Source organism: Mycoplana sp. 10N416 (assembly GCF_056394765.1).
In genome coordinates, this window is sequence record NZ_JBFTIM010000003.1 from 252,787 (window position 1) to 273,548 (window position 20,762).

Genomic DNA, 20,762 nt, shown 5'->3' on the forward strand with positions numbered 1-20,762 from the left:
TCTTCACATAGACAGAGAAAGGACAGCTCTGATGAGCAATCACGAGAATTTCTACATCAATGGTGAGTGGGTTTCCCCGGTCAAGCCGCAGACCCTCGACGTCATCAATCCGGCCACAGAAGAGGCGTTCACGCGGATCTCCGTCGGTTCGGCGGCCGACGTGGACAAGGCAGTCGCTGCGGCAAAGGCCGCGTTCGAGACGTTCTCGCGCACGAGCCCCGCCGAACGGCTCGCCCTGCTCAAGCGCGTCCACGAGGTCTATCTCGACCGCTTCGAGGACATCGCACAGGCCGTCTCCGCGGAGATGGGCGCTCCGCTTTCCTTCGCTCGCGATGCACAGGCATGGGCAGGACGGGGCCATCTCGAATCGACGATCAAGGCGTTCGAGACCTATTCATTCAGCGAAAAGCGCGGCACGACGATGGTCGTCAAGGAACCGATCGGCGTCTGCGCCCTGATCACGCCGTGGAACTGGCCGCTGAACCAGATCGTCTGCAAGGTCGCGCCGGCGATTGCGGCCGGGTGCACTGTCGTGCTCAAGCCATCGGAAATCGCGCCGATCTCGGGCATCGTCTTTGCCGAGGTGATGCATGCCGCAGGCGTGCCGAAGGGCGTGTTCAATCTCGTCAACGGCACCGGCCCGGACGTCGGACAGGTCATGGCCTCCCATCCCGATGTCGACATGGTCTCCTTCACCGGATCGACGAGAGCCGGGGTCATCGTTGCCAAGGCGGCGGCCGACACCGTCAAGCGGGTGGCGCAGGAGCTCGGCGGCAAGTCGGCGAACATCATCCTCCCCGACGCCGATTTCGAGACCGCAGTAACGAAGGGCGTTCGTGGCTGCTTCAGCAACACCGGGCAGTCCTGTGACGCGCCCACGCGCATGCTGGTCCCGAAGGAGCGTCACGACGAGGCGCTTGCCATCGCCAAGGCTGCCGCCGAGGCGTTTCGCACGGGCGATCCGAACGCCGAGGAGACGGACCTCGGCCCCGTCGTCAGCGAGCTCCAGTTCGACAAGATCCAGCGGCTGATCGAAGCGGGCATCAGCGAGGGCGCGACGCTCGTAACGGGTGGTCCCGGGCGGCCCGAGGGTCTCAACCGCGGTTATTACATCCGGCCGACCGTGTTCGGGAACGTAACCCCCGACATGACGATCGCGCGGGAGGAAATCTTCGGCCCCGTTCTTTCCATCATTTCCTATGAGGATGAGGAAGATGCGATCCGGATCGCCAACGACACCGTCTACGGGCTGGCCGCCTATGTCCAGTCGCAGGACATCGACCGGGCCCGCCGGGTTGCGGCGCGGATGCGGGCCGGCTCCGTCTACCTGAACTATCCGGCATGGGACACGATGGCGTCCTTCGGCGGCTACAAGCAGTCGGGCAACGGCCGCGAATACGCCGATTTCGGCATCCACGATTTCCTCGAGATCAAGAGCGTCGTCGGCTACGGCGGCTAAGTGACGACGTGGCGCGGCGCCAGTGCGCCGCGCCTTCCTTCAGAGTGCACGCCAGCTAGTGCAGCATCAATGTTGTTCCATTGACCCCAAAGGCAGGCCGGACTGACGCGGGAACGCCAAACAGCGCTGGCGCTTAGGCGGCCAATTCGAGCAGATAGTTCCGACCCTCTCCCTCTCAGCCAGCGCCCGTCGCGGTCGGTTCGGCACAGCCATCGAGATGCGCCATAATGGTCTCAAACGCGGAACGCTCACCGAAGCCGATGAGCACGAGGATATTGTCCACGTCGAGGCCTTCCGGCGCATTTGCCACCGGTTCGAAGGAAAGGCGTGTGCCGACCAGATGCACGGCGAAACGCCGGCCATCGTTCGCGCGCAGGAAACCCTTGGCGCGGTAGATCGCTGTCGGCAGGCCGGTCAGAGCCTTCTGCAGGCACCTCAGATCAACTGCGCCCTCACGTCGCCAGATCGCACTGACCGCCGGTTCATGAACGGGTTCAGCGCTGAATGTCGAGGCGATGCCGGACGGCAAAACCTGGCCGGCAAAGAGGATGTCGAAGGGCACGCGCGAACTGGTGGTTTCGACGATTCGGGTGTCCGGAAAGGTCCAGCGTGCGTGCCAGACGTCGAGTTTTTCGCGGTCGACCAGATCGGTCTTGTTGAGAACCAGAAGGTCGGCCGAACCGATCTGCGCTTCGGCGAGGCCGGGCGCAGCGGCAATCGCATCGTCGAAGCCGGCAGCGTCCACCACCACCACGATGGCGTCCGCGCGAAGGCGCGCGGCAAAGCGCGCATAGCGCACCGTGTCCATGATGCGGGCGGGATCGGCGACGCCACTCGCCTCGATCACGATGTGGTCGATGTCGGTGCGGTTAGCCAGAAGCTCCTCGAGCTGCTCGACAAAGCCCTGGTTCAGGCCACAGCAGACGCAGCCATTGGACAGGCTGTAAAGGCCGCCCTCGGTCGAGGTGATCAGTGCGGCGTCGATGTTGATCGCGCCGAAATCGTTGACCAGCACCGCGACCTTCAGCCCATGGTCGCCGCTGAGGATGTGGTTGACGAGTGTCGTCTTGCCCGCGCCCAGGAAGCCGCCGATGACGGTGACCGGTATGGGCGCGCCCTTCACTACCATAGCTGCGGCGCCTCGCCGTGCCAGACGGCGTCGGAGTTATCGTCCAGCCGGTCGTGCACCAACTGGCCTTGCAGGAAGGTGAGATCCACCTTGGTGGAGTGGATGTTGCCCTGCGGCTCGACCTCGAACAGGTTGCGGTCGAGCACGATGATGTCGGCCGACTTGCCGACTTCGAGCGAACCCGCTTCGTGCTCGATGCCCATCGACCAGGCGCCGTTCTTGGTCATCACGTCGATCGCTTGCTTGAGCGAGATCGGCTCGCCGAAGCGGCCTTCCCCTTCGCCCCACGGATTGGCGCGGGTGACCATGGTTTCGAGCGCGATCCACGGATCGAGCGGGCTGACCGGCCAGTCGGTACCAATGACGGCGACGCCGCCGGCTTCCAGCACGCCCTTGATGTTGTAGGCGCGCGACAGGCGCTCCGGACCGTAGCCGGAGCGGGCCCCGGAGACGAACTTCGAGGGATACCACGACACCGGCGAGAATTCGGCCGTGACGTTGAGATCGCGGAAGCGCTTGAGGTTGCCGCCGTGCAGGATGGTCGAGTGTGCGCACTGATGGCGCACATTGAGCCCGCCGGGCCGCCGGCGCACTTCTTCCACCGCGTCGAGGAAGGTGTCGGAGGCAGCGTCCCCGGTACAGTGGGCGATGACACGGATGCCTTGCCGGTCCATGTCCCAGATCATGTCGGCAAGATGCTCCGGAGTCAGGTTGAGCTTGCCGCTCCAGCCGGCATTGCCACCGTCCCACGGTGTGATGAGATAGGACGAGCGCGGCTCGACCGTGCCGTCGAAGTGGAACTTTACCGCATTGGCGTTGAGTCGGGCCGAGCGGTAGTAGTGGCGCTCGCCGGCGAGCAACTCCCAGCGCCGACGCACCGGAAAGATGTCGTCCTGCCAACTGATGGCGGCCTCGACACGCAGGGTGAGCTCGCCGGCCTGGTCGAGCGACTGCAGGGCATTCAGCCGGTTTTCGCAGACGTGAACATATTTCGTCGACACCACGCCGCGCGCGGATTGATAGCGCACCCCGTCGCGATAGGCAGCGCGCAGCACCGGCACCGGCGTCGGCGGCATGGCCGCATGGATCAGTGCGTAGGCGCCGTCGATCAGAAGGCCCGTCGGCTCGCCGCTGACCGGATCGCGCTCGAGATAGCCATTGGCCGGATCGGGCGTGTCGGCAGCGATGCCGGCACGGCGCAGCGCTTCGGAATTGACCATCATGGTGCCCCACATGCGGTCGAGCAGCGCCACCGGGCGATCGGGCATCACCGTGTCCAGCCAGTCCTTGCCGGGAACGAGCCCGGCCTGCCGGAACGTGTAGCGGACGAAGTACTGGCCGTAGATCCAGTCGCGATCCGGGTGCCTGGCCGCATAGGCCAGGATGGCATCGCGCACCTGATCTGGCGTCGGGTCGACGATGCCAATGTCGAGATCCTCGGCATAGCGCGGCGCCAGCGCGAGGTCGGGATGGGTGTGCATGTCGTAGAGGCCCGGCATGGCGAAGCGCCCGCCGAGATCCACCACTTTGGTCTGCGCGCCGATCAGATGCTCGACATCCGCCCGCTCGCCGCGGGCGACGATGTGCCCGCGCGCCACCGCCAGCGCCTGGCACCAGGGCAGGCCTGGATCACCGGTGTAGACGCGGCCGTTGACGAGCACGAGGTCCGCATAAGCGCTGCGGGCCGAGTGGCTCGGGCGGTGGTCGTAGAGAACGCGCATGATCGGCTACCTGTCAGAAGAAGAGCGTGAGTGCCGGCCTCAATAGCCGGCGCTCGGGATCCACCATTCGCGGCCGCGCACGGTGGTGACGTATTCGGGCCAGCGCAAGCCGATCGGCGCCTCGTAGTCGGCAAGCGGCGGGATCCACTTGGTGCCGCCGACGCCGCCGCCGGTGCGCTCCTCGAACTCCTTGCGGGCCGCGGTACGCAGCTCGGCGTTCTGCATCAGCTCGAGCATCGAGTGGGCGATGGTCTTCGACGCGCAGACCACCATCGGGTCGATGGTTTCGGGGATGCCGCCCAGTGCGTTCATCACCCAATCCGGATAGGCAAAGCCGGCGGGACCGGTGAGCATCGGGCGGGCGATGTAAAGGCGCGCGGTGGGCGCGTGCCAGCACATGTCGGTGTAGTCGTCCGAGGTGTAGTTGATCTGCGAGGGCGGCAGGTCCTGGCGCAGGATGCGCTCGGCCTCCTGCGGGCTCACCAGCTTCTCGCAATCGGGCAGGAAGGGCTCCGCCATCGGCTCCAGCCCAAGATTGGACTGGATCTCGCGGGCGATCTCCTTGGCGCTCTCGCCCCATGTCGGCGCGCCGACGGCGGCAAGCTTGCCATAAACCAGATCGGCCATGACGTGGTTGGCAAGGCCGGGGCGCGACTTCGACACCCAGATCTTTTCGACGCGGCAGTGCGCAAGCTTGGCGGCGGCCTCGGCGTTGCGGTCGAGGATCAGCGTCGCCTGCTCGGCCATCTCCACCGTCGCCACGCGGATGATGTACTGGATTTCGGAGAGCCGCGCCGGCAGGTTGTCTGCCGTTGCCTGCCCCGCCGTCAGGATCGCCTCGCTGATCGACCAGCCGCCCATGTGCGGCAGCATGGAATCGCGCAACGCCTTGGAGGCGTTGTACATGTAGAACAGCGCGTCATTGGCGCCCGGCGCCCGCACGGCGCTGTGTGCCTGCGGGATCGGCAGGCCGTCGGCACGCTTCAGCCATGTTTCCGGTTCGTCGCAAACGAAGCGGTAGACCATCGCGTAGGCTGCGCCGCAGTGGGTGTCCCAGTTGACCGTGTTGCACAGCGGCAGCATGTAGCAGGGGTGGAAGCTGATCATCGCGTCGAGGCCGTCGTAATAGCCCTTGGCGGCATGGATCGGCTTGGAACCGCGCACCTTCTCAGCCGGTTCGCCGAAGAACTTCAGCGTACCCGGAATGCCGTGGGCCTGCATGGCCGCCTTGGTGGCGAGCAGGCCGCCGAAGGCGCTCATGCCGAGCGCGGAATGCGGATCGGTGTGGCCGCCGGCGTGCTCGTTCAAGCCCTCGCGCGGTGCCTTGACAGTGCTGGCCGCCTGGCAGTTGCCGGGCACGGCGTCGTACTCGGCATAGGAAGCAATGACCGGACCACCTTCGCCATTCGTCCAGCAGGCGGCGAAGGCTGTCGGCATGCCGCCCGAGCCTTCCTCGACCTCGAAGCCCTCGGCGCGCAGGCGTTCCACGTACCAGGCAGCCGATTCGTATTCGCGCCAGGCGGTCTCGGCCTTGTGCCAGATCTCGCTGGTCCACTTGGATAGCTCGGCCGTGTTCTCATCGACCCAGCGTGTGGCGGTGTCCTCTGCGAAGCTCTTGCTCATGTCCCTGCCAAATTTGATGTTGTGCCTGGATGCAGAGCAAAGCAGTGAATTGCTTGCGCAAAAAGTGATATGTTTTATCGTTTCGCGCAAATTTGGTTCACCAGACGGGGGGAGTCCTTGCGGATACCATCGACACAGGCGCTGCGCGCGCTCGAAAGTTTTGCCCGGCACGGCAGCGTATGGCGGGCGGCGGACGAGTTGCATCTGACGCGCAGTGCCGTCAGCCACCAGTTGAGGCTCCTGGAGCGCGACCTCGGCTTTGATCTGCTGGAGCGCGTCGGCAAGGGCGTGGCGCTCACCGCGCGCGGCCGGCGCTATGCCCATGACGTGCACAAGGCGCTGACGATGCTGGGCGATGCCGGCGCGCAATACCGGGACGGCGGCATCGGGGGATCCTTCCGGATCTGCTGTACACCGGGGTTCGCTTCGCTCTGGCTCTGCACCCATATCGCTGCATTCCAGGAAATGTACCCCGACGTTTCACTGTCCATCCTGACGCCGCGCCGTCTGGACGACGTGAGCATCCCCGACGTGGATGCGTTTATCGCCTTTGGCGACGGCAACTGGCCAAACCGAAGCGTCGAACTTCTTTGCGATGTGCGCTTCACGCCGCTCTGCAGTCCGAGCCTGCTCAACAGGATCGGCGGCATGTCCAAGCCGGCCGATGTGTTGCGCACAAATCTGCTTCACCTCAACGACTTCGAGGATTGGGCGCGCTGGCTGTCGCTCACCAAGGTGGAAAACGCGGATCCGGCGAGCGGCATAATCTTTTCCGACATGAACCTGGTTTTTTCGGCGGCCATCGCGGGACAGGGAATCGCGATGGGCGACGAGCTCACCGGGCAGAAGGCGTTGAGCGAGGGTCGGCTGGTGCGCCCCTTCGATATGGCGATCCGTGCATCACGATCCTATTACCTGGTCGTTGACCTGGCCAAGTCGGATCATCCAGTCCTCCCGGCCTTCCGTGACTGGCTACGGACCAGCCTCGCGGATGAGGCGGCTGATGCCCAAGGCCGCTCGGGGAGCTATATAGGTGAATAGAATTTCCCAATAAGGCGAAAATAATTCGGTTGCCGTGAGCTGATTGCGTGGCTTAGGCTTCTGAAAAAGGTGAGGGGAAGCCTATGCAGCAAGCCGGACAGGCAGCAGAACTCAAGGCTGTCGGTATTGGAAAAAGCTTCGGTGCTTTCCACGCGCTGAAGGACATTTCGCTGGATATCGGCCGGGGCGAGTTCCTGACCCTGCTCGGTCCTTCCGGCTCCGGCAAGACGACATTCCTGATGATCCTGGCCGGGTTCGAACGTGCCAGCCGGGGACGGCTGTTCAACGACGGCGTCGACATCACCGACCAGCCGGCTGAACGACGCTCATCGGGCATGGTCTTTCAGGGCTATGCGCTGTTCCCGCATATGAGCGTGGCCGCCAATATCGCCTTTCCGCTGCGGGTGCGGCGCAAGTCCGAGCAGGAGATCAAGCGCCGCGTCGCCGAAATGGTCGAGCGCGTGGGCCTGCAAGGCCACGAGCACAAGCTGCCCTCCAAACTGTCCGGTGGCCAGCAGCAGCGCGTCGCGCTGGCCCGCGCGCTCGCTTTCGAGCCGGGCGTGCTGTTGCTCGATGAGCCCTTTTCCGCACTCGACAAGAGCCTGCGCGGCCAGATGCAGACCGAGATGAAGCGCCTGCACGAGGAAACCGGCACGACATTCGTCTTCGTCACCCACGATCAGAGCGAAGCGCTGGCCCTGTCGTCGCGCGTGGCCATCTTCAACCATGGCGAACTCCTTCAAGTGGGAACGCCGCAGGATGTCTACGAGCGCCCGGGCAACCGCTTCGTTGCCGAGTTTCTCGGCGAGATCAACATGCTGCCGCTACGCGAAATCCGCGCTGACGGGGAGGGCGCCAGAGGGCTGCACGAGGACCGTGAGATCGCATTGCGGTTTGCCCAAAGCGCGGTTGATGGCAATGCCATCCTGGCCGTACGTCCCGAACACATGTCGATCGCACACGAGCCGGCCCCGCAGGAAAACGGGGTCGCCGTCGCCGTGACGTCCTCCACCTATCTCGGCGCGGCGACGCGCCTGGAATTGGCGACCCGCAGTGGCTGCAAGCTGAGTGTTTGCGTGCCGACGGAAACCGCGCAGCGCGCGCTGCAGGCAGGCAAGAGCGTCTGGCTGACATGGCCTGCCAATGCGGGCTTCCTGCTGCCGGCGACGAGTTGAAGGGGCGAACAGGCATAAAGCTGCAAGTCGCGTCCCAGCAGATTATCGAAGACAACAAAGGGGGGAATGACCATGAATGAAGCTTTTCAGAAAGACTGCCTCGAAATCCTCGCAGAGAAGGTGAAACGCGGCCAGATCACCCGCAGGCGCTTTGCCCAGCTCGCCGCAATGCTTATCGCCGGCGCGCCGATGGCGTTCAGGGCCACGGGCGCCTCAGCGGACGCCAAGCAGCTCGTGTTCGTGAACTGGGGCGGCGATGCCGTGACCGCCTATGACAAGGCCTATGGCCAGCCGTTCCAGCAGGAAACCGGCATCGTGGTGAAGCAGGACGGTTCCGGTCCGACGGAAGGCGCCATCACCGCCCAGTTCAAGAGCGGTGCGCCGAGCTGGGATATCGTCGATGCCGATCCGTTCTCGGCGCTCACGCTCGGCAAGCAGGGCATGGTGGAAGAGATCGACTACGCGGTCGTCGACAAGAACAAGATGCGCCAGGGCTTCGGCTGGGACTACGCCGCGTCGAGCTACTTCTTCTCCTACGTCATCGCCTACGATTCGGAGAAGTATGGTGACCAGGCGCCGAAGAGCATGGCCGACTTCTTCGACGTGAAAACGTTCCCCGGCAAGCGCTCGCTCTACAAATGGGGCAGCGGCATGTGGGAAGCCGCCCTTCTCGGCGACGGCGTGGCGCCGGAAGAGCTCTATCCGCTCGATCTCAAGCGCGCGCATGACAAGATCGCGGCTTTCAAGGAGAACGTCGTCGCTTATTGGGGTGGCGGCTCGGAAAGCCAATCGCTGCTGCTGGATGGCGAAGCCTCGATGGCGCTCGTCTGGTCGACCCGCGCCTCACTGATCGAGCAGGACTCGGGCGGCCGCATCAAGTTCATCTGGGACCAGGGCCTGCTGTCGCCCGGCGCGATGGCCGTCATCAAGGGCAACCCCGGCGGCCGCGACGCGGCGATGAAGTTCATCGCCAGCGCGCAGGATCCGCAGAAGCAGCTCGTCATGTTCGATATCCTCGGCCAAGGCCCCGCCAACCCGGCGACCGACGCTCTGGTCCCCGAAGACAAGAAGCGTTTCAACCCGGTCGATCCCGCCAATATGAGCAAGCAGATCGCGCTCAACATGGAATGGTACGCCGAGCACTACGGACCGGCGCTCGATGAGTTCACCAAGATCATCTCCGCCTGAGCCGGCAGATGCTTGGTCGCTCCAACCCGATCGGCGCGGCGCTCTTTCTGGCGCCGCTGCTTCTTCTCCTCGGGCTCGCCTACGGCATCCCGTTTGTCGGCGTCCTGAAATGGAGCTTCACCCTGCCCGAGCCGGGGCTCGGGCAGTATCGGGCGCTGCTCACCGATCCTCTGGTGCAATCGGTGTTCGTGCGCACCTTTCGCATTTGCGCGTTTGTGACGATCGCAGCGGTGGCCGCCGCCTATGCCATCGCCTACATCTGGGTACGCGGCACGCCAGGCCAGCGGCTGGTGGCCGAGTATTGTATCCTGGTGCCCTTCTGGATTTCGGTGCTGACGCGCGCGTTCGGCTGGGTGGCGCTCCTCTCCAACCAGGGGCTGATCAATACGTGGCTCCGCTCCATCGGTTTTCTCAGCGAACCGCTCGCGCTGGTGCGCAACGAATTCGGCGTCGTCGTCGGCATGATGCATTTCCTGATTCCGTTTGCGGTATTCCCCATCGCATCGGCCATGCGCGCTCTGGACGAGCGGGTGCTGCTGGCCGCGCGTGGCATGGGTGCCAGCCGCACGCGCATCTTCTGGTCGGTGTTCGTCCCCATGACCATGTCCGGCATCATCGGTTCGGCGCTGATCGTCTTCGTCTTCGCCCTCGGTTTCTTTGTCACGCCGGCCATCCTCGGCGGCGGCCGCAGCGTCATGGTGGCGGAACTCGTCTACCTGCGCATTTTCCAAAGTCCGGACTGGGGTCTCGGTGCTGCCATCAGCATCACCCTGGTCGTGATCGTCGGCCTGCTGACGGCGGCGTTGTTCCGCTACCTGCGGCCCTCACAGATGGCAGGCTGACATGAGCGGTTATCGTCCGGGTCCCGTTACGTTGTTCATTGCCCTTCTGGTGGCGATCTTCCTGCTGATGCCGCTGTTGGCGGTGGTGCCGGTGTCGCTGACGCCGTCGCGCATGCTGTCCATGCCGACGGGCGCGCTGTCGCTCCGGCATTACCGTGCGCTGATCGAAGACCCGCGCTGGTTGGACAGCATCCTGCTCAGCCTGCGCGTCGGCATCGTCTCCAGCACGCTGGCGACGCTGTTCGCGCTGACCTTCAGCCTCGGCATCTGGATGTTCCGGCCGCGCTTCGCCGCGCTGCTGGTCGGTTTCGTGCTCCTGCCGATGATCGTGCCGCCGGTTGTTTCGGCGATCACACTCTATTTCCTGCTCACGTCGATGTCGGGCATCGGCAGCGCCATCGGCTATGACAGTTGGCTGGGCGTCGTGCTTGCGCACGTCGTCGTAACCGTGCCCTTCGCCGTGGTGCTAATCCTCGTGTCGCTGAGCCAGGTCGACCGGCGCATCGACCTCGCCGCGCGCGGTCTCGGCGCGTCCACATGGGAGCGGGCGACAAAGATCATCATCCCCAACATCAAGTTCGGGATAGCGACGGCATGGCTCCTGTCCTTCGTGCTTTCTTGGGAGGAGATCGGCGTCACGCTGTTCATCACCAGCGTCAATGCCATCACGCTGCCGCGCCTGATGTGGATGGGACTGCGCGACAACATCGACCCGGCGATTGCGGCGATCTCGGTCATCCTGACCCTGATCACAGTGACGGCCATAACGGCCCGCATTGCCTATCGCCAGGCAGAGAGCAAGGACTGATCCCAGGTCATGAGGCCCCCGGGCAGGCGACGTTTTGTTGGCGCTGCCGGAGGTTCTCGATCGCAACGGCGGATGATTGAAGTCGTTCGGGTTGGACGATGTCGACGGACATCATGAAATCGTAGCAAAGCACAGTTAAATTGGTTCGCAGTCGAGGATCAGGCACTCGACGAGATCGCTTCACTGCGGTGAGGACCGGTCAGGCGCTCCAAGCCATAGAATAGTCTATTCAGCGCCTATCATGTCCAGTGCGGGCGATGTACCGGAATTGCCGTTGTTGGCTGATCATCGATCAAATGTCTCGCCCGACTGCCAGTTGCAAGCTTCCTCGTCTCAACGAACCTCGGACGAGCAGTGTAGGGCAAGCCCTTCAGGTCAGCATCGTAGAAGCGGGTTGTTCCCATCGGTTGTGTCATGGGCCACTGTCTCCAGCATCCGCATGTTCGCATGGCGACTCGCAGGTGGATGATATTACTGCATTTTTTCATCCGCTCGTGGCATTCCGCGCAGCCTGATGCATCGGGGCATTGACCGGCCCAGCTCCGTTCTAAATTAGATTTCCAAGACACCAATACTCCCCAAAATACCGAAGCTACACATTTTCCTTTGAGGTTGTTCGCGTTAATTGCCGATTAACGGTGCATATATACGGTTCCGTACATAGAAGATCACGATTAGACCCGGACGGTCCGGCGTGGGTTCGAGGAAGGGGTCGGGAGCCGATATATGAGGACCCGTCCACGAACCGCTGCTGCGACGGTCCTGTAGCTTGCGCGAACAACGAGCGAGAATGAAGTCCGCCGTTGTTTTGCCCTTTCGGTTCCGCGGGAGAGTGCCCCCCAGAGGAGCCTGACTGACATACTCCCGCCGAACCGCACACCACGATCCCGCTCACTGAAGGAAGTCGAATGAATACCCTCGGTGTATCCACGATCTACAAGGCAGACGACGCCGAGCCGGCGCAGGACCGCAGAACCTCGCTGGCGATCCGCACCTTGCTTCTGTCGATCATGGCGGTCTTTGTGGTCGGTCTGCTGTTTGCCACTTCGGCCAACTTGCTTTCGGCGTGGGATACGATGCGCAGCGCGCGCGCCATGCAGCACAATGCCGAGATTGGTGCTCTCTTCCTGACCAGCGCCGGGTCGCTCGCGACGGAACGCGGCGTGACCAATACCGCGCTGGCCGGCGCATCTCCTGCCGACGCGGGCACGCTTATGCGGATCACCACCGTACGTCGGCGCGGCGACGTGGCGCTCGCCTCGGCACTCGCACGCCTGCGCGACGGCCCCGATTTTGCCAGGAAAGACGAGTTGCTTGCCACTGTACTCCAGAACCGGGACGCGCTGGTCGCGCTTCGGCGCGCCATCGATCGGCAGCTGCCGCTTCCCGCGTCGGCCCGCGATAGCGTTCTGGTTGGCCGTTGGGTGCCGGCGGTCACCGCACTCATCATGTCATCACAGGACCTGCGCATCGCCGCGCAGGAAGTGCCGGCCACTGGGCTCGCCCGCACCCAGGTCATGCTCGATCTCCGGCAGGCGATGTGGGTGGTCAGCGAATATGCCGGCCGTGAGCGGGCGATGATCGGCGCCATGATCGCCCGCCAGGAGCGGCTCAACGACCAAAACCTCGCCACGCTCGCCGAATATCGCGGCCGGCTCGAACAGTCCTGGGCTACGATCGAGGCCTATGCGGGCCGTTCCTTCGCCGATCCGGCAGTGGTTACGGCTATCGAAACCGCCAAGGCAGAGTTCTTCGGCGCCTTCGGCGCACTGCGCCAGAGCGTTTACAAAGCGAGCGCCGCGGGCCGCCCCTATGCGCTCCGGGGCGATGAATGGGTGACGGCGGCGACCCGTGCCATCGACAGCCTGCTCGCTCTGTCGCACGTCATTGGCGAGACGACCGGCAACTATGCCAGGGAAGTGGAGGCCAGCGGCCTCAATAGTTTCGTCGTAAGCTCCACCGCGCTGGCGATCACCGTCGCGCTTGGAGCCTTCGCCTTCTTCATCGTTGTCACCCGGGTCACGCGGCCGATCCAGGCGCTGACCGGTGTGCTCGAAGCCTACAAGACAGCGCTCGACCAGCATGCGATCGTGGCGATCACCGACCGCCAGGGCAGGATCACCCATGTCAACGAACCCTTCTGCCGCATCAGCCGCTATGGGCGCGACGAACTGATTGGCAGCCGCCACAACATCGTCAATTCCGGCCATCACCCGAAGGAATTCTTTACCGCCATGTGGCGTGATATCGCTGGTGGCAGGAGCTGGCGCGGCGAGATCCAAAACTGCGCAAAGGATGGCACGCTCTACTGGGTCGATACCACCATCGTCCCCTATCTCGACGACGCCGGCCACACCGGCGGCTATGTCTCCATCCGCTACGACATCACCGAACGCAAGCGGGCCGAAGTGCGCCTGAGCGCCGAGAACAAACGCCGCGAACGCGTCGAGACCCTGCTCCGCGACATCATCGAAACCATTCCCGACGGCGTCGCCGCCTTTGACAGCAAGGAGCGTCTGATCCTCTGGAATAGGGCCTACCGAGAACTGCATGACACCATCGCGCAGGATATCGACACGGGCGCGCGGTTCGAGGACCTGATGAAGCTCGCCCTTGAGCGCGGGCAGTTCGCGCTTCCGGACGACTCCGAGGAGGGTGCTGCCGGTTGGCTTGCCGACCGCCTCGCCGCATTCCGCAAGCCAACCGGCCCAATCGTCCAGCACCTGCGCGACGATCGCTGGCTGCAGGTGCGCGAGCGGCGTTCGAACTCGGGCAACACGGTAGGGGTGCGCACCGACATCACCGATCTCAAGCGGGCGGAACTCACCATCAAGCAGCAGGCCGAGCGCGATCCGCTCACCGGGCTCTACAACCGCTCCGTGCTCACGGGTGGCCTGCAGCGGGCCTGCGCCCGCGCCCTGCGCGGCGGCTACATGGGCGCGCTGGTCGTCGCCGATCTGGACAATTTCAAGTCGATCAACGACACGCTCGGTCATGATGCCGGCGATGCCCTTCTCCGGGAACTGGCCGACCGCTTCATTGCGGCGCTGCGCACCAACGACATCGTCGTGCGCCTCGGCGGCGACGAATTCGCCATCATCCTGCCGAAGATCGCCGGCCGCGCGTCGCTCGAGCGGCTATTGGGCCGGGTGCGCAAGGAGGTCGCGCAGCCCTTCGCCATCGGCTCGCATCGGGTCGTGCCCAATTGCAGCCTCGGAGTCAGCCTGTTTCCCGATCAGGCCATCACGCCCAACGACCTGATGAAGAACGCCGATATCGCGCTCTACGAAGCGAAGGGCAACAATCGCGGCGGTTGGCGCATCTTCGACACGGCCATGCGCTCGGCACTGGAGCGGCGCGAACGGCTCGCCGCAGCGCTGCAGGGCGATCTTTCGACCAGGCGTCTGGCCATCGCGTTGCAGCCGCAGGTCTCGCTCACCGATGGACGGCATGTCGGCTTCGAGGCGTTGGCACGGTGGACGCTCAACGGCCGACCGGTTTCTCCGGAAGAATTCATCCCCGTGGCGGAGGAGACCGGCGCGATCGTCCCGCTCGGCACCTTCGTGCTGGAAACGGCGCTCGCCTCGGTGAGAGCCATGGAGAAAGCGGGTTTCGCCTACGGCACGATCGGGATCAACGTGGCAGCCGCACAACTAAAGCTCGACGGTTTCGTCGGGCAGGTTGCCGCGATGCTGGAGCGTTTCCAGATCGCACCTTCCAGCCTCGAACTGGAGATCACAGAAAATGTCCTGCTCGATCGCTCCGTCGACACGATCGCCCCGGCTCTCGACCACCTCGTCCGGCTCGGCGTCAGGATCGCGCTCGACGATTTCGGCACCGGCTATGCCTCGCTCATCCACCTGAAACGGTTTCCGGTGCATCGGCTTAAAATTGACCGGTCTTTCGTCGGCGACATCGAAACGAGCCCGGACAGCGCCGCGATCTCGAGGGCGATCATTGGCCTCGCCCATAGTCTCGGCTTGCGGGTCGTAGGAGAAGGCGTGGAGAACGAGCGCCAGCGCGCCTATCTGCGCGCCCATGGGTGCGACTATGGCCAAGGCTACCTGTTTGGAAAGCCGCTGCAGGGCGCTGAACTGGACGATTATGTAGCGGCCCGCATTCGTGCTGCCGCCCCACTCATCCTCGACGCCAATCTCACAAGACCCTTTGCTCATGCCGGCTAAGGGGCGAGTGAGGCCCGCGGCGGCGTTTTACTGCTGCATAGGGAGATTTGGGCTGGTTTTCGAGGACATTCGCTTCCATCGCGCCAGCGTCTGCCGTCAGAACAGGGCCATGCCAGCGACCGCGGCAGCCATCGCAACCGTCGCCATCCACCCTCCGATTCTCAGCATCGGAGGTGCTGTGAATTCTTTCATTACCGACCGTTTGCCAACGACGGACATCATCGCCACCATAATCGGAACCGCGACGCACCCGTTGATGACCGCGCTCCAGAAAAGCGCCGAAATCGGGTCGATGTTCGTAAACTCGATTGCCAGGCCAAGGAGGACCGCGGCGCAGATCACGCCGTAGAAGCCCAGTGCTTCCCACGGCTTGTTTTCCAGGCCGCATTTCCACTTGATTGGAGCGGTCGGCGCTGCGACCCGCGAGGCAGACGTGTTTGTCATTTGCGGCAGCAACGCGGAAGGGTTTCTCAGTGTTCCGTGACCCCGGCCCATACCGATTGCGCGGCCGCTATTGCTGCAACGAAGCGAGGTTTCCGCTTCATCGTCGGGAACTTTTCGATGGATCCCGCATTGCTGACCAACGAAACGAGGTTGGGGAATGCTGAATCACCTCATGGCCATCCCGGTTCCGGTGTACGGTACCGACACCGAGGGACGGATCACTTTTTTCAATGAAGCTGCCGCCGCTCTATGGGGCAGACGTCCTGTCGTGGGAACCGAGCGATGGTGCGGCTCCTGGAAGCTTTTTCATGGCGACGGTCGCCCGATGCAGCGCGACGATTGTCCAATGGCCAGGGTTGTCAAAGGAGAGGTCGTTGCGGATGAGGAAATGATCGCACAACGCCCTGATGGCAGCAAAGTTGCGTTCGAATCCCACCCCAATATCGTCAAGAATGACACCGGCAAAGTCATTGGTGCGGTAAATCTCCTTCTTGAACTGGCGGACTCCAACGGCGCCGAAGCCGCCGACGCAAGGCTGGCTGCGATCGTCTCTTCTTCAGACGATGCGATCATTGGCAAGACCTTGGAGGGCGTCATCACCTCCTGGAACACTGCCGCGACCAGAATTCTGGGCTACGACGCCGAGGAAATGATCGGCCAGTCGATCCGCAAAATCATACCGGCCGACCTTCAGAGCGAAGAAGACGAGATCCTGTTCCGCCTGAAACGAGGAGAACACATTCGACATTTCGAGACAGTCCGCATTGCAAAGGACGGTCGGTTGGTAGAATTGTCGATCACGGTTTCGCCGACGCGGGACAAGCGTGGACGATTGGTTGGTGCCTCGAAAGTGGCTCGCGACATTACCGAGCGAAATCGGGCCGCGCTGACCTCCGCGCGTCTCGCCGCGATCGTGGAAACGTCGGATGATGCGATCATCAGCAAGGGCTTGGACAGCATCGTGACGTCCTGGAATGCCAGTGCGACGCGGATGTTCGGCTACCGTCCTGAGGAAATGATTGGAACCTCCATAACGAGGTTGATCCCGCCGGAGCTACGGGACGAGGAAGGCAATATCCTGGCGAAGCTGCGCCGCGGCGAGCGGATTGACCACTATGACACGGTTCGCATCACCAAGGACGGCACCCGGATCGATGTGTCGCTGACGATTTCCCCGATCCATGATTGCAAGGGCCGGGTCGTAGGAGCGTCAAAGATCGCGAGGGATATCGGCGAACGGAAGCAACACGAACGATTGCAGCGCCTGCTCTTCGACGAGTTGAACCATCGCGTAAAGAACACACTGGCCATCATCCAGTCTCTGGCAAGGCAGTCGCTGCGGAAGTCCCCCAGTCCGGATCGCTTCGTCGAAAGTTTTGTCGGGCGGATTGACGCCCTTGGGCGAGCCCACAATCTGCTTGTCGACCGGAAGATGTCCGGCACGACCGTTGAGGAACTCGTCAAAAACCAGGTCGCCCTTGGCGAAAGGGAAACGCAGATTGCATACCGAGGACCGGACGTAAGACTGGAAGCGCGCATTGCGGTGCAGCTTGGATTGGTCCTGCACGAACTTGCAACGAACGCTCGCAAGTATGGGGCGCTTTCGACGGGCACCGGCCACTTGGACATCAGCTGGACGGTCTCGGACATGGCCGCCCGTGTATTGCGGCTCCGATGGTGTGAATCCGGCGCATCTCAGGTGGCAGCACCGAAAACCTCAGGCTTTGGCACGACCATCATCGAACGAAGCCTTCTGCCCTATGGCGGCAGCGCACAACTATCCTATGCCGGCGAGGGCCTTTCCTGCGAAATCGAGTTCCCGTTACCGGAGGAACGGTCTTCAGCTTCCGACGCGGCACATGCACCCGCGCAAGATCAGTTGACGCCCACCGACCTTGCCTTCCATCGCCAGCCGCGGGTTCTTATCGTCGAGGATGAACCATTGATTGCAATGGAGATGGAAGAGGTATTGCGGACCAACAATTTTCAAGTGGCCGCGACGGCTTTCCACTTGAAGCGCGCGCTTCAGCTGGTTGCCGGGGAAGAATTTGATGCGGTCCTGCTGGATGCCAATCTGGGCGGTGCGCGGGTGGATGAGGTGGCGGAGCTGCTCGCGGCCAAGCGGATACCGTTTGTTTTCGTCAGCGGTTACGGGCGCGAGGGCTTGCCTGCGAGGTTTCGAGATTTTCCGCTCGTCTCCAAGCCCTTTGACACCAAGCGCCTGGTAGCAGAATTGACAACGGCGCTCCTTGCTCGCGCTCCGGCCTCAAGCCTTGGCCAAGCCGGCAAGATGCCGGATGCCGCAATTCCAGCGCCGCCCATCCCAGATTCTTAGTCCACCGTCTTTCCCAGGTGGTCGGCCATGGACGCGCCCCGCGCGCCCATCGGCAATGGCGCACCCGTCGTCGAGTCGCGAGCGGTCTGGTGCTCGAGTTCGGCGTTTAATTCGGCCCCGACGATCAGGATCGCTACCGAGAGCCATGTCCAGACCAGAAATCCGACAAGCCCACCAAGAGTGCCGTAGGTCGCATTGTAGTTGGCGAAGTTGCTGACATACCACGAGAAGGCCAAGGTCATCAGGAACCAGGCCACGGTCGACAGTGCCGCACCCCAGGTGATCCATCGGAATCTGGCTGGCTGTCGGCTCGGCCCGAAACGGTAGACCGCCGTCGACGCCGCGAACATCATCGCCAGAAGCAATGGCCAGCGAACAACGAGTGCCAGGGTTTCCTGCAAGGAGCTGGACAAGCGGGACACGATCGCCGGCATCAAAGCGATAGCGCCGATCACTATGACCGCAGCCAGCATGGCACCGATCGTGAAAACGAGCGCGATGAGGTTAAGCCGGAGCAGCCCACGTTTTTCGTCCTCGTCGTAGGCCACGTTCATTGCGTCGAAGACTGCGAGAGTGCCGTTGTGCGCACTCCAGAGCGCCACACCTAATCCGACGAAGAACGCGATGCCGAGCGTGGTGTCCCGTCGTTCCACAAGGGACTGAAGTTGGTTCGAGACGATCTCGAAAGCTCCCTGCGGCAGAACGCTCGCCATCTCCCGGAGATGATCCTGGATGGCGACAGGGTCGGCAAGCAGGCCATATAGAGACACGAGGGCTGCAAGAGCGGGAAACAGGGCGAGCAGCAGATAGAAGGTGACGCCCGCGGCAATCAGCGTAACGCGATCATCAGCGACTTCGCCGACGAGCCGCCAAAAAACATCGCGCAGACCCGGCGGTGGAATTTCCTTCGGTGCCCGAGCGCGCCGTCCGTGGCCGTCGCCCTGTGTTTCGCCCTGGGTGGATCCCGTGGCGGAACGGTAGGCGCGGCGCTCGCCCTTGCCGCTTTTTGTCGGCAACAGCGCGCCGGCCGCAAGTGCCAACGCCGCAAATACCAGAGCTTTTCGTGCGCCGTTAAATACCAGAGCCTTTCGCGCGCCGTTTCGGTGCTGAGACATCGGTTCCTCCGATTGCCGTCGTTGGCCCTAAACGTCCGAGGCTCGCAAATGATGCATTTCAACAGCGAAAAAGTGCCCTACAGCCGATCCTGCCGGGCAGGTGGTTGCGCATGTCTGCAAGCGTGGCCGGACCCCGCTGCTCCACTCAGCCGAGGAACTTTTGCGGTGCCCATCAACCCAGGCCGACCGCGAAAGGACCGGCGCCGCCAGCGCAAGGCCGACCGTGATTACCGGATCGGAAGACGTGACCGGACATCGCACACCCCCCCGGTGAGGAAGAGCCCGAACGGGACTGGGACATAAATTTTGACGAGACTGAGCCGGATCGGTCACGCTAGGCGGACTAGTCAGGGCCGACCAGCGTCTCCTTTGGGTCAACCGAGCCGCCCGGTCCGGTGACCGGGAGGCTGGCGAGGTACACTGCTGCCACGATCATGGCCGAGACAATCAAGATCGCCACGATCGCCTGCCTGCCATTGCGAACGGTCAAAAATTTCATGGCATCCCTGTTCGTGGCGCCGCCAATTCCAAAAGCCGCTCGGCTTAATATTTCTTCATGACATCCGGATCGTCGTCTCGTTGACGACCGCCGAGGGCTCCGCTGACGGCGGCGATGAAGGCGCCGACCATGAGCGAAAGCGCACCGAGGAGCGCGACTGTGGCAGCTGCCTTGCGGGCGTCATCCGCCACTTTCTGCGCTTTGGCTTTTGCATCGTCGGCCTGCTTCAGCACCGCATCGATGCGCGCCTTTGCTTCTGCCTCGCTCGAGCCGGTGCGCGCCGCAATCAGCCTCTCCAAGTAGGTTCTGTCGTCGGCCGGCAGGGCGCCGGCAACGGCGGCATTTGAAAGAATCCGGGCGACTTCTCCCAAAGCGCCAGATGGAACCTGGCCCTGGGGCGGATTTGCCGGGTTTGCGGGCCGCAGCAGCGCATCCGAGAAATACTGAGTGATGTTGTTTGTATTTTCCCCCGTTGCAACCGCAGCGGCACCCGCCGCCCCGGCAACTGCGCCCGCCGCGCCGGTCACGCCGCGTGCGACGGATGTAGCTGCAGAGCTGAGGAGCGCTGCAACCAGAAGCGTTGCCACCGCCCACGCCAGCAGACCATGGGCTGTGTCGCGAAAATAGATCTCATCCGTATGAACCCCGACCCACTTTGTCCGCAAGCGTCCCGCCAGGTACCCTCCAAGGGCCGCGGACAGCCACTGCACGACGACCAGCCAGATGGCTCCGGTCGTAGAGATCGTTTCAGCCGATGCGCTCTCCGCCTTCCAGGGAGAAACCATCGTCAAGCCCAGGCCCGAACCAACCAGGAGCAAAATAAGGGTCACGGCAGCGGCCGTAACCGCTCCGCCAAATACCGCTGCCCAGCTCACCGCCGAACTGGACGATTCGACAGGCGTCACATCGTCTTTCGCCGCAAAGGTCGCCATTTGCTTCCCCCTATCGCATGAACAAAAGAAGCAGGATGACGATCGGCAGTGGAATACCGAGCAGCCACAGCAAGATACCTCGGCCCATTTCATACCTCCTGCCAGAACTCTCTGGTCGTCTTGAGCCCAAGATGAACCGCAATAACTGTGGCGGTGAATGCTTTGTTCCCAGTCGACGGGCCGGAATTCACCGCAACGTCGCTCAAACGTGCGGAGACACGTCAGTCAAAGCCCGACCAGTCCGGCGGTGCTGGTGCGTTCATCGCT

15 protein-coding genes are annotated in these 20,762 nt (G+C 63.1%); 8 read left to right on the forward strand and 7 right to left on the reverse strand.

Going from position 1 to position 20,762, the window contains the following annotated elements:
- Positions 1-31 precede the first annotated feature (31 nt).
- Positions 32-1,459: an aldehyde dehydrogenase family protein gene (locus AC1DDS_RS08280; protein WP_477478443.1), complete on the forward strand. Its 1,428-nt coding sequence runs from the start codon at positions 32-34 to the stop codon at positions 1,457-1,459.
- 175 nt (positions 1,460-1,634) lie between these two features.
- On the opposite strand, the gene AC1DDS_RS08285 is transcribed toward AC1DDS_RS08280, so the two are convergent.
- From AC1DDS_RS08285 to AC1DDS_RS08295, 3 genes are read right to left on the reverse strand one after another with little or no spacing between them, the layout of a single operon-like run.
- Positions 1,635-2,588, reverse strand: coding sequence for a CobW family GTP-binding protein (locus AC1DDS_RS08285; protein WP_477478444.1), 954 nt, complete (start codon positions 2,586-2,588; stop codon positions 1,635-1,637).
- A complete protein-coding gene (locus AC1DDS_RS08290) occupies positions 2,582-4,309 on the reverse strand; it encodes an amidohydrolase (protein ID WP_477478445.1) in 1,728 nt (575 codons plus the stop codon). The genes AC1DDS_RS08285 and AC1DDS_RS08290 overlap by 7 nt, the downstream gene beginning before the upstream one ends.
- Positions 4,310-4,348: 39 nt before the next feature.
- Complete coding sequence (locus AC1DDS_RS08295; protein ID WP_477478446.1) at positions 4,349-5,932, reverse strand: zinc-binding metallopeptidase family protein; 1,584 nt, start codon at positions 5,930-5,932, stop codon at positions 4,349-4,351.
- A 117-nt stretch (positions 5,933-6,049) separates the two neighbouring features.
- Here AC1DDS_RS08295 and AC1DDS_RS08300 point away from each other — a divergent pair, with 117 nt between their 5' ends.
- The 6 genes from AC1DDS_RS08300 (at position 6,050) to AC1DDS_RS08325 (ending at position 15,170) form a co-directional block, all read left to right on the forward strand.
- Positions 6,050-6,973, forward strand: coding sequence for a LysR substrate-binding domain-containing protein (locus AC1DDS_RS08300; protein ID WP_477478447.1), 924 nt, complete (start codon positions 6,050-6,052; stop codon positions 6,971-6,973).
- A gap of 83 nt (positions 6,974-7,056) precedes the next feature.
- Entirely contained in the window at positions 7,057-8,148 is a 1,092-nt protein-coding gene (locus AC1DDS_RS08305; protein WP_477478448.1) for an ABC transporter ATP-binding protein, read from the forward strand.
- Positions 8,149-8,220: 72 nt separating this feature from the next.
- On the forward strand, positions 8,221-9,336 hold the full coding sequence (locus AC1DDS_RS08310; protein ID WP_477478449.1) for an ABC transporter substrate-binding protein: 1,116 nt from the start codon (positions 8,221-8,223) through the stop codon (positions 9,334-9,336).
- 8 nt (positions 9,337-9,344) lie between these two features.
- Positions 9,345-10,178, forward strand: coding sequence for an ABC transporter permease (locus AC1DDS_RS08315; protein WP_477478450.1), 834 nt, complete (start codon positions 9,345-9,347; stop codon positions 10,176-10,178).
- Position 10,179: 1 nt separating this feature from the next.
- Positions 10,180-10,986 carry an ABC transporter permease gene (locus tag AC1DDS_RS08320; RefSeq protein ID WP_477478451.1) on the forward strand — a complete coding sequence of 269 codons (807 nt, stop codon included), beginning with the start codon at positions 10,180-10,182 and terminating at the stop codon, positions 10,984-10,986.
- Positions 10,987-11,894: 908 nt separating this feature from the next.
- Entirely contained in the window at positions 11,895-15,170 is a 3,276-nt protein-coding gene (locus AC1DDS_RS08325) for an EAL domain-containing protein (RefSeq protein WP_477478452.1), read from the forward strand.
- A gap of 96 nt (positions 15,171-15,266) precedes the next feature.
- Here the strand turns inward: AC1DDS_RS08325 and AC1DDS_RS08330 are convergent, their stop codons facing one another.
- Positions 15,267-15,614 (reverse strand): hypothetical protein, encoded by a 348-nt coding sequence (locus AC1DDS_RS08330; RefSeq protein WP_477478453.1) that lies wholly within the window; start codon positions 15,612-15,614, stop codon positions 15,267-15,269.
- A 157-nt stretch (positions 15,615-15,771) separates the two neighbouring features.
- Here AC1DDS_RS08330 and AC1DDS_RS08335 point away from each other — a divergent pair, with 157 nt between their 5' ends.
- Complete coding sequence (locus AC1DDS_RS08335; RefSeq protein ID WP_477478454.1) at positions 15,772-17,949, forward strand: PAS domain S-box protein; 2,178 nt, start codon at positions 15,772-15,774, stop codon at positions 17,947-17,949.
- Here the strand turns inward: AC1DDS_RS08335 and AC1DDS_RS08340 are convergent.
- The 3 genes from AC1DDS_RS08340 to AC1DDS_RS08350 form a co-directional block, all read right to left on the reverse strand.
- On the reverse strand, positions 17,946-19,064 hold the full coding sequence (locus AC1DDS_RS08340) for a YihY/virulence factor BrkB family protein (protein WP_477478455.1): 1,119 nt from the start codon (positions 19,062-19,064) through the stop codon (positions 17,946-17,948). The two genes, AC1DDS_RS08335 and AC1DDS_RS08340, sit on opposite strands and share 4 nt — an antisense overlap.
- Positions 19,065-19,407: 343 nt before the next feature.
- Positions 19,408-19,563 carry a hypothetical protein gene (locus tag AC1DDS_RS08345; protein WP_477478456.1) on the reverse strand — a complete coding sequence of 52 codons (156 nt, stop codon included), beginning with the start codon at positions 19,561-19,563 and terminating at the stop codon, positions 19,408-19,410.
- Positions 19,564-19,607: 44 nt separating this feature from the next.
- Entirely contained in the window at positions 19,608-20,495 is an 888-nt protein-coding gene (locus AC1DDS_RS08350; RefSeq protein WP_477478457.1) for a hypothetical protein, read from the reverse strand.
- Positions 20,496-20,762: the final 267 nt, after the last annotated feature.

Bases quoted from the DNA above. Each gene is read 5' to 3' on its own strand.
- AC1DDS_RS08280 (WP_477478443.1), top strand. From the start codon at position 32: ATGAGCAATCACGAGAATTTCTACATCAATGGTGAGTGGGTTTCCCCG.
- AC1DDS_RS08285 (WP_477478444.1), bottom strand. From the start codon at position 2,588: ATGGTAGTGAAGGGCGCGCCCATACCGGTCACCGTCATCGGCGGCTTC.
- AC1DDS_RS08290 (WP_477478445.1), bottom strand. From the start codon at position 4,309: ATGCGCGTTCTCTACGACCACCGCCCGAGCCACTCGGCCCGCAGCGCT.
- AC1DDS_RS08295 (WP_477478446.1), bottom strand. From the start codon at position 5,932: ATGAGCAAGAGCTTCGCAGAGGACACCGCCACACGCTGGGTCGATGAG.
- AC1DDS_RS08305 (WP_477478448.1), top strand. From the start codon at position 7,057: ATGCAGCAAGCCGGACAGGCAGCAGAACTCAAGGCTGTCGGTATTGGA.
- AC1DDS_RS08310 (WP_477478449.1), top strand. From the start codon at position 8,221: ATGAATGAAGCTTTTCAGAAAGACTGCCTCGAAATCCTCGCAGAGAAG.
- AC1DDS_RS08315 (WP_477478450.1), top strand. From the start codon at position 9,345: ATGCTTGGTCGCTCCAACCCGATCGGCGCGGCGCTCTTTCTGGCGCCG.
- AC1DDS_RS08320 (WP_477478451.1), top strand. From the start codon at position 10,180: ATGAGCGGTTATCGTCCGGGTCCCGTTACGTTGTTCATTGCCCTTCTG.
- AC1DDS_RS08325 (WP_477478452.1), top strand. From the start codon at position 11,895: ATGAATACCCTCGGTGTATCCACGATCTACAAGGCAGACGACGCCGAG.
- AC1DDS_RS08330 (WP_477478453.1), bottom strand. From the start codon at position 15,614: ATGACAAACACGTCTGCCTCGCGGGTCGCAGCGCCGACCGCTCCAATC.
- AC1DDS_RS08335 (WP_477478454.1), top strand. From the start codon at position 15,772: ATGCTGAATCACCTCATGGCCATCCCGGTTCCGGTGTACGGTACCGAC.
- AC1DDS_RS08340 (WP_477478455.1), bottom strand. From the start codon at position 19,064: ATGTCTCAGCACCGAAACGGCGCGCGAAAGGCTCTGGTATTTAACGGC.
- AC1DDS_RS08345 (WP_477478456.1), bottom strand. From the start codon at position 19,563: ATGAAATTTTTGACCGTTCGCAATGGCAGGCAGGCGATCGTGGCGATC.
- AC1DDS_RS08350 (WP_477478457.1), bottom strand. From the start codon at position 20,495: ATGGCGACCTTTGCGGCGAAAGACGATGTGACGCCTGTCGAATCGTCC.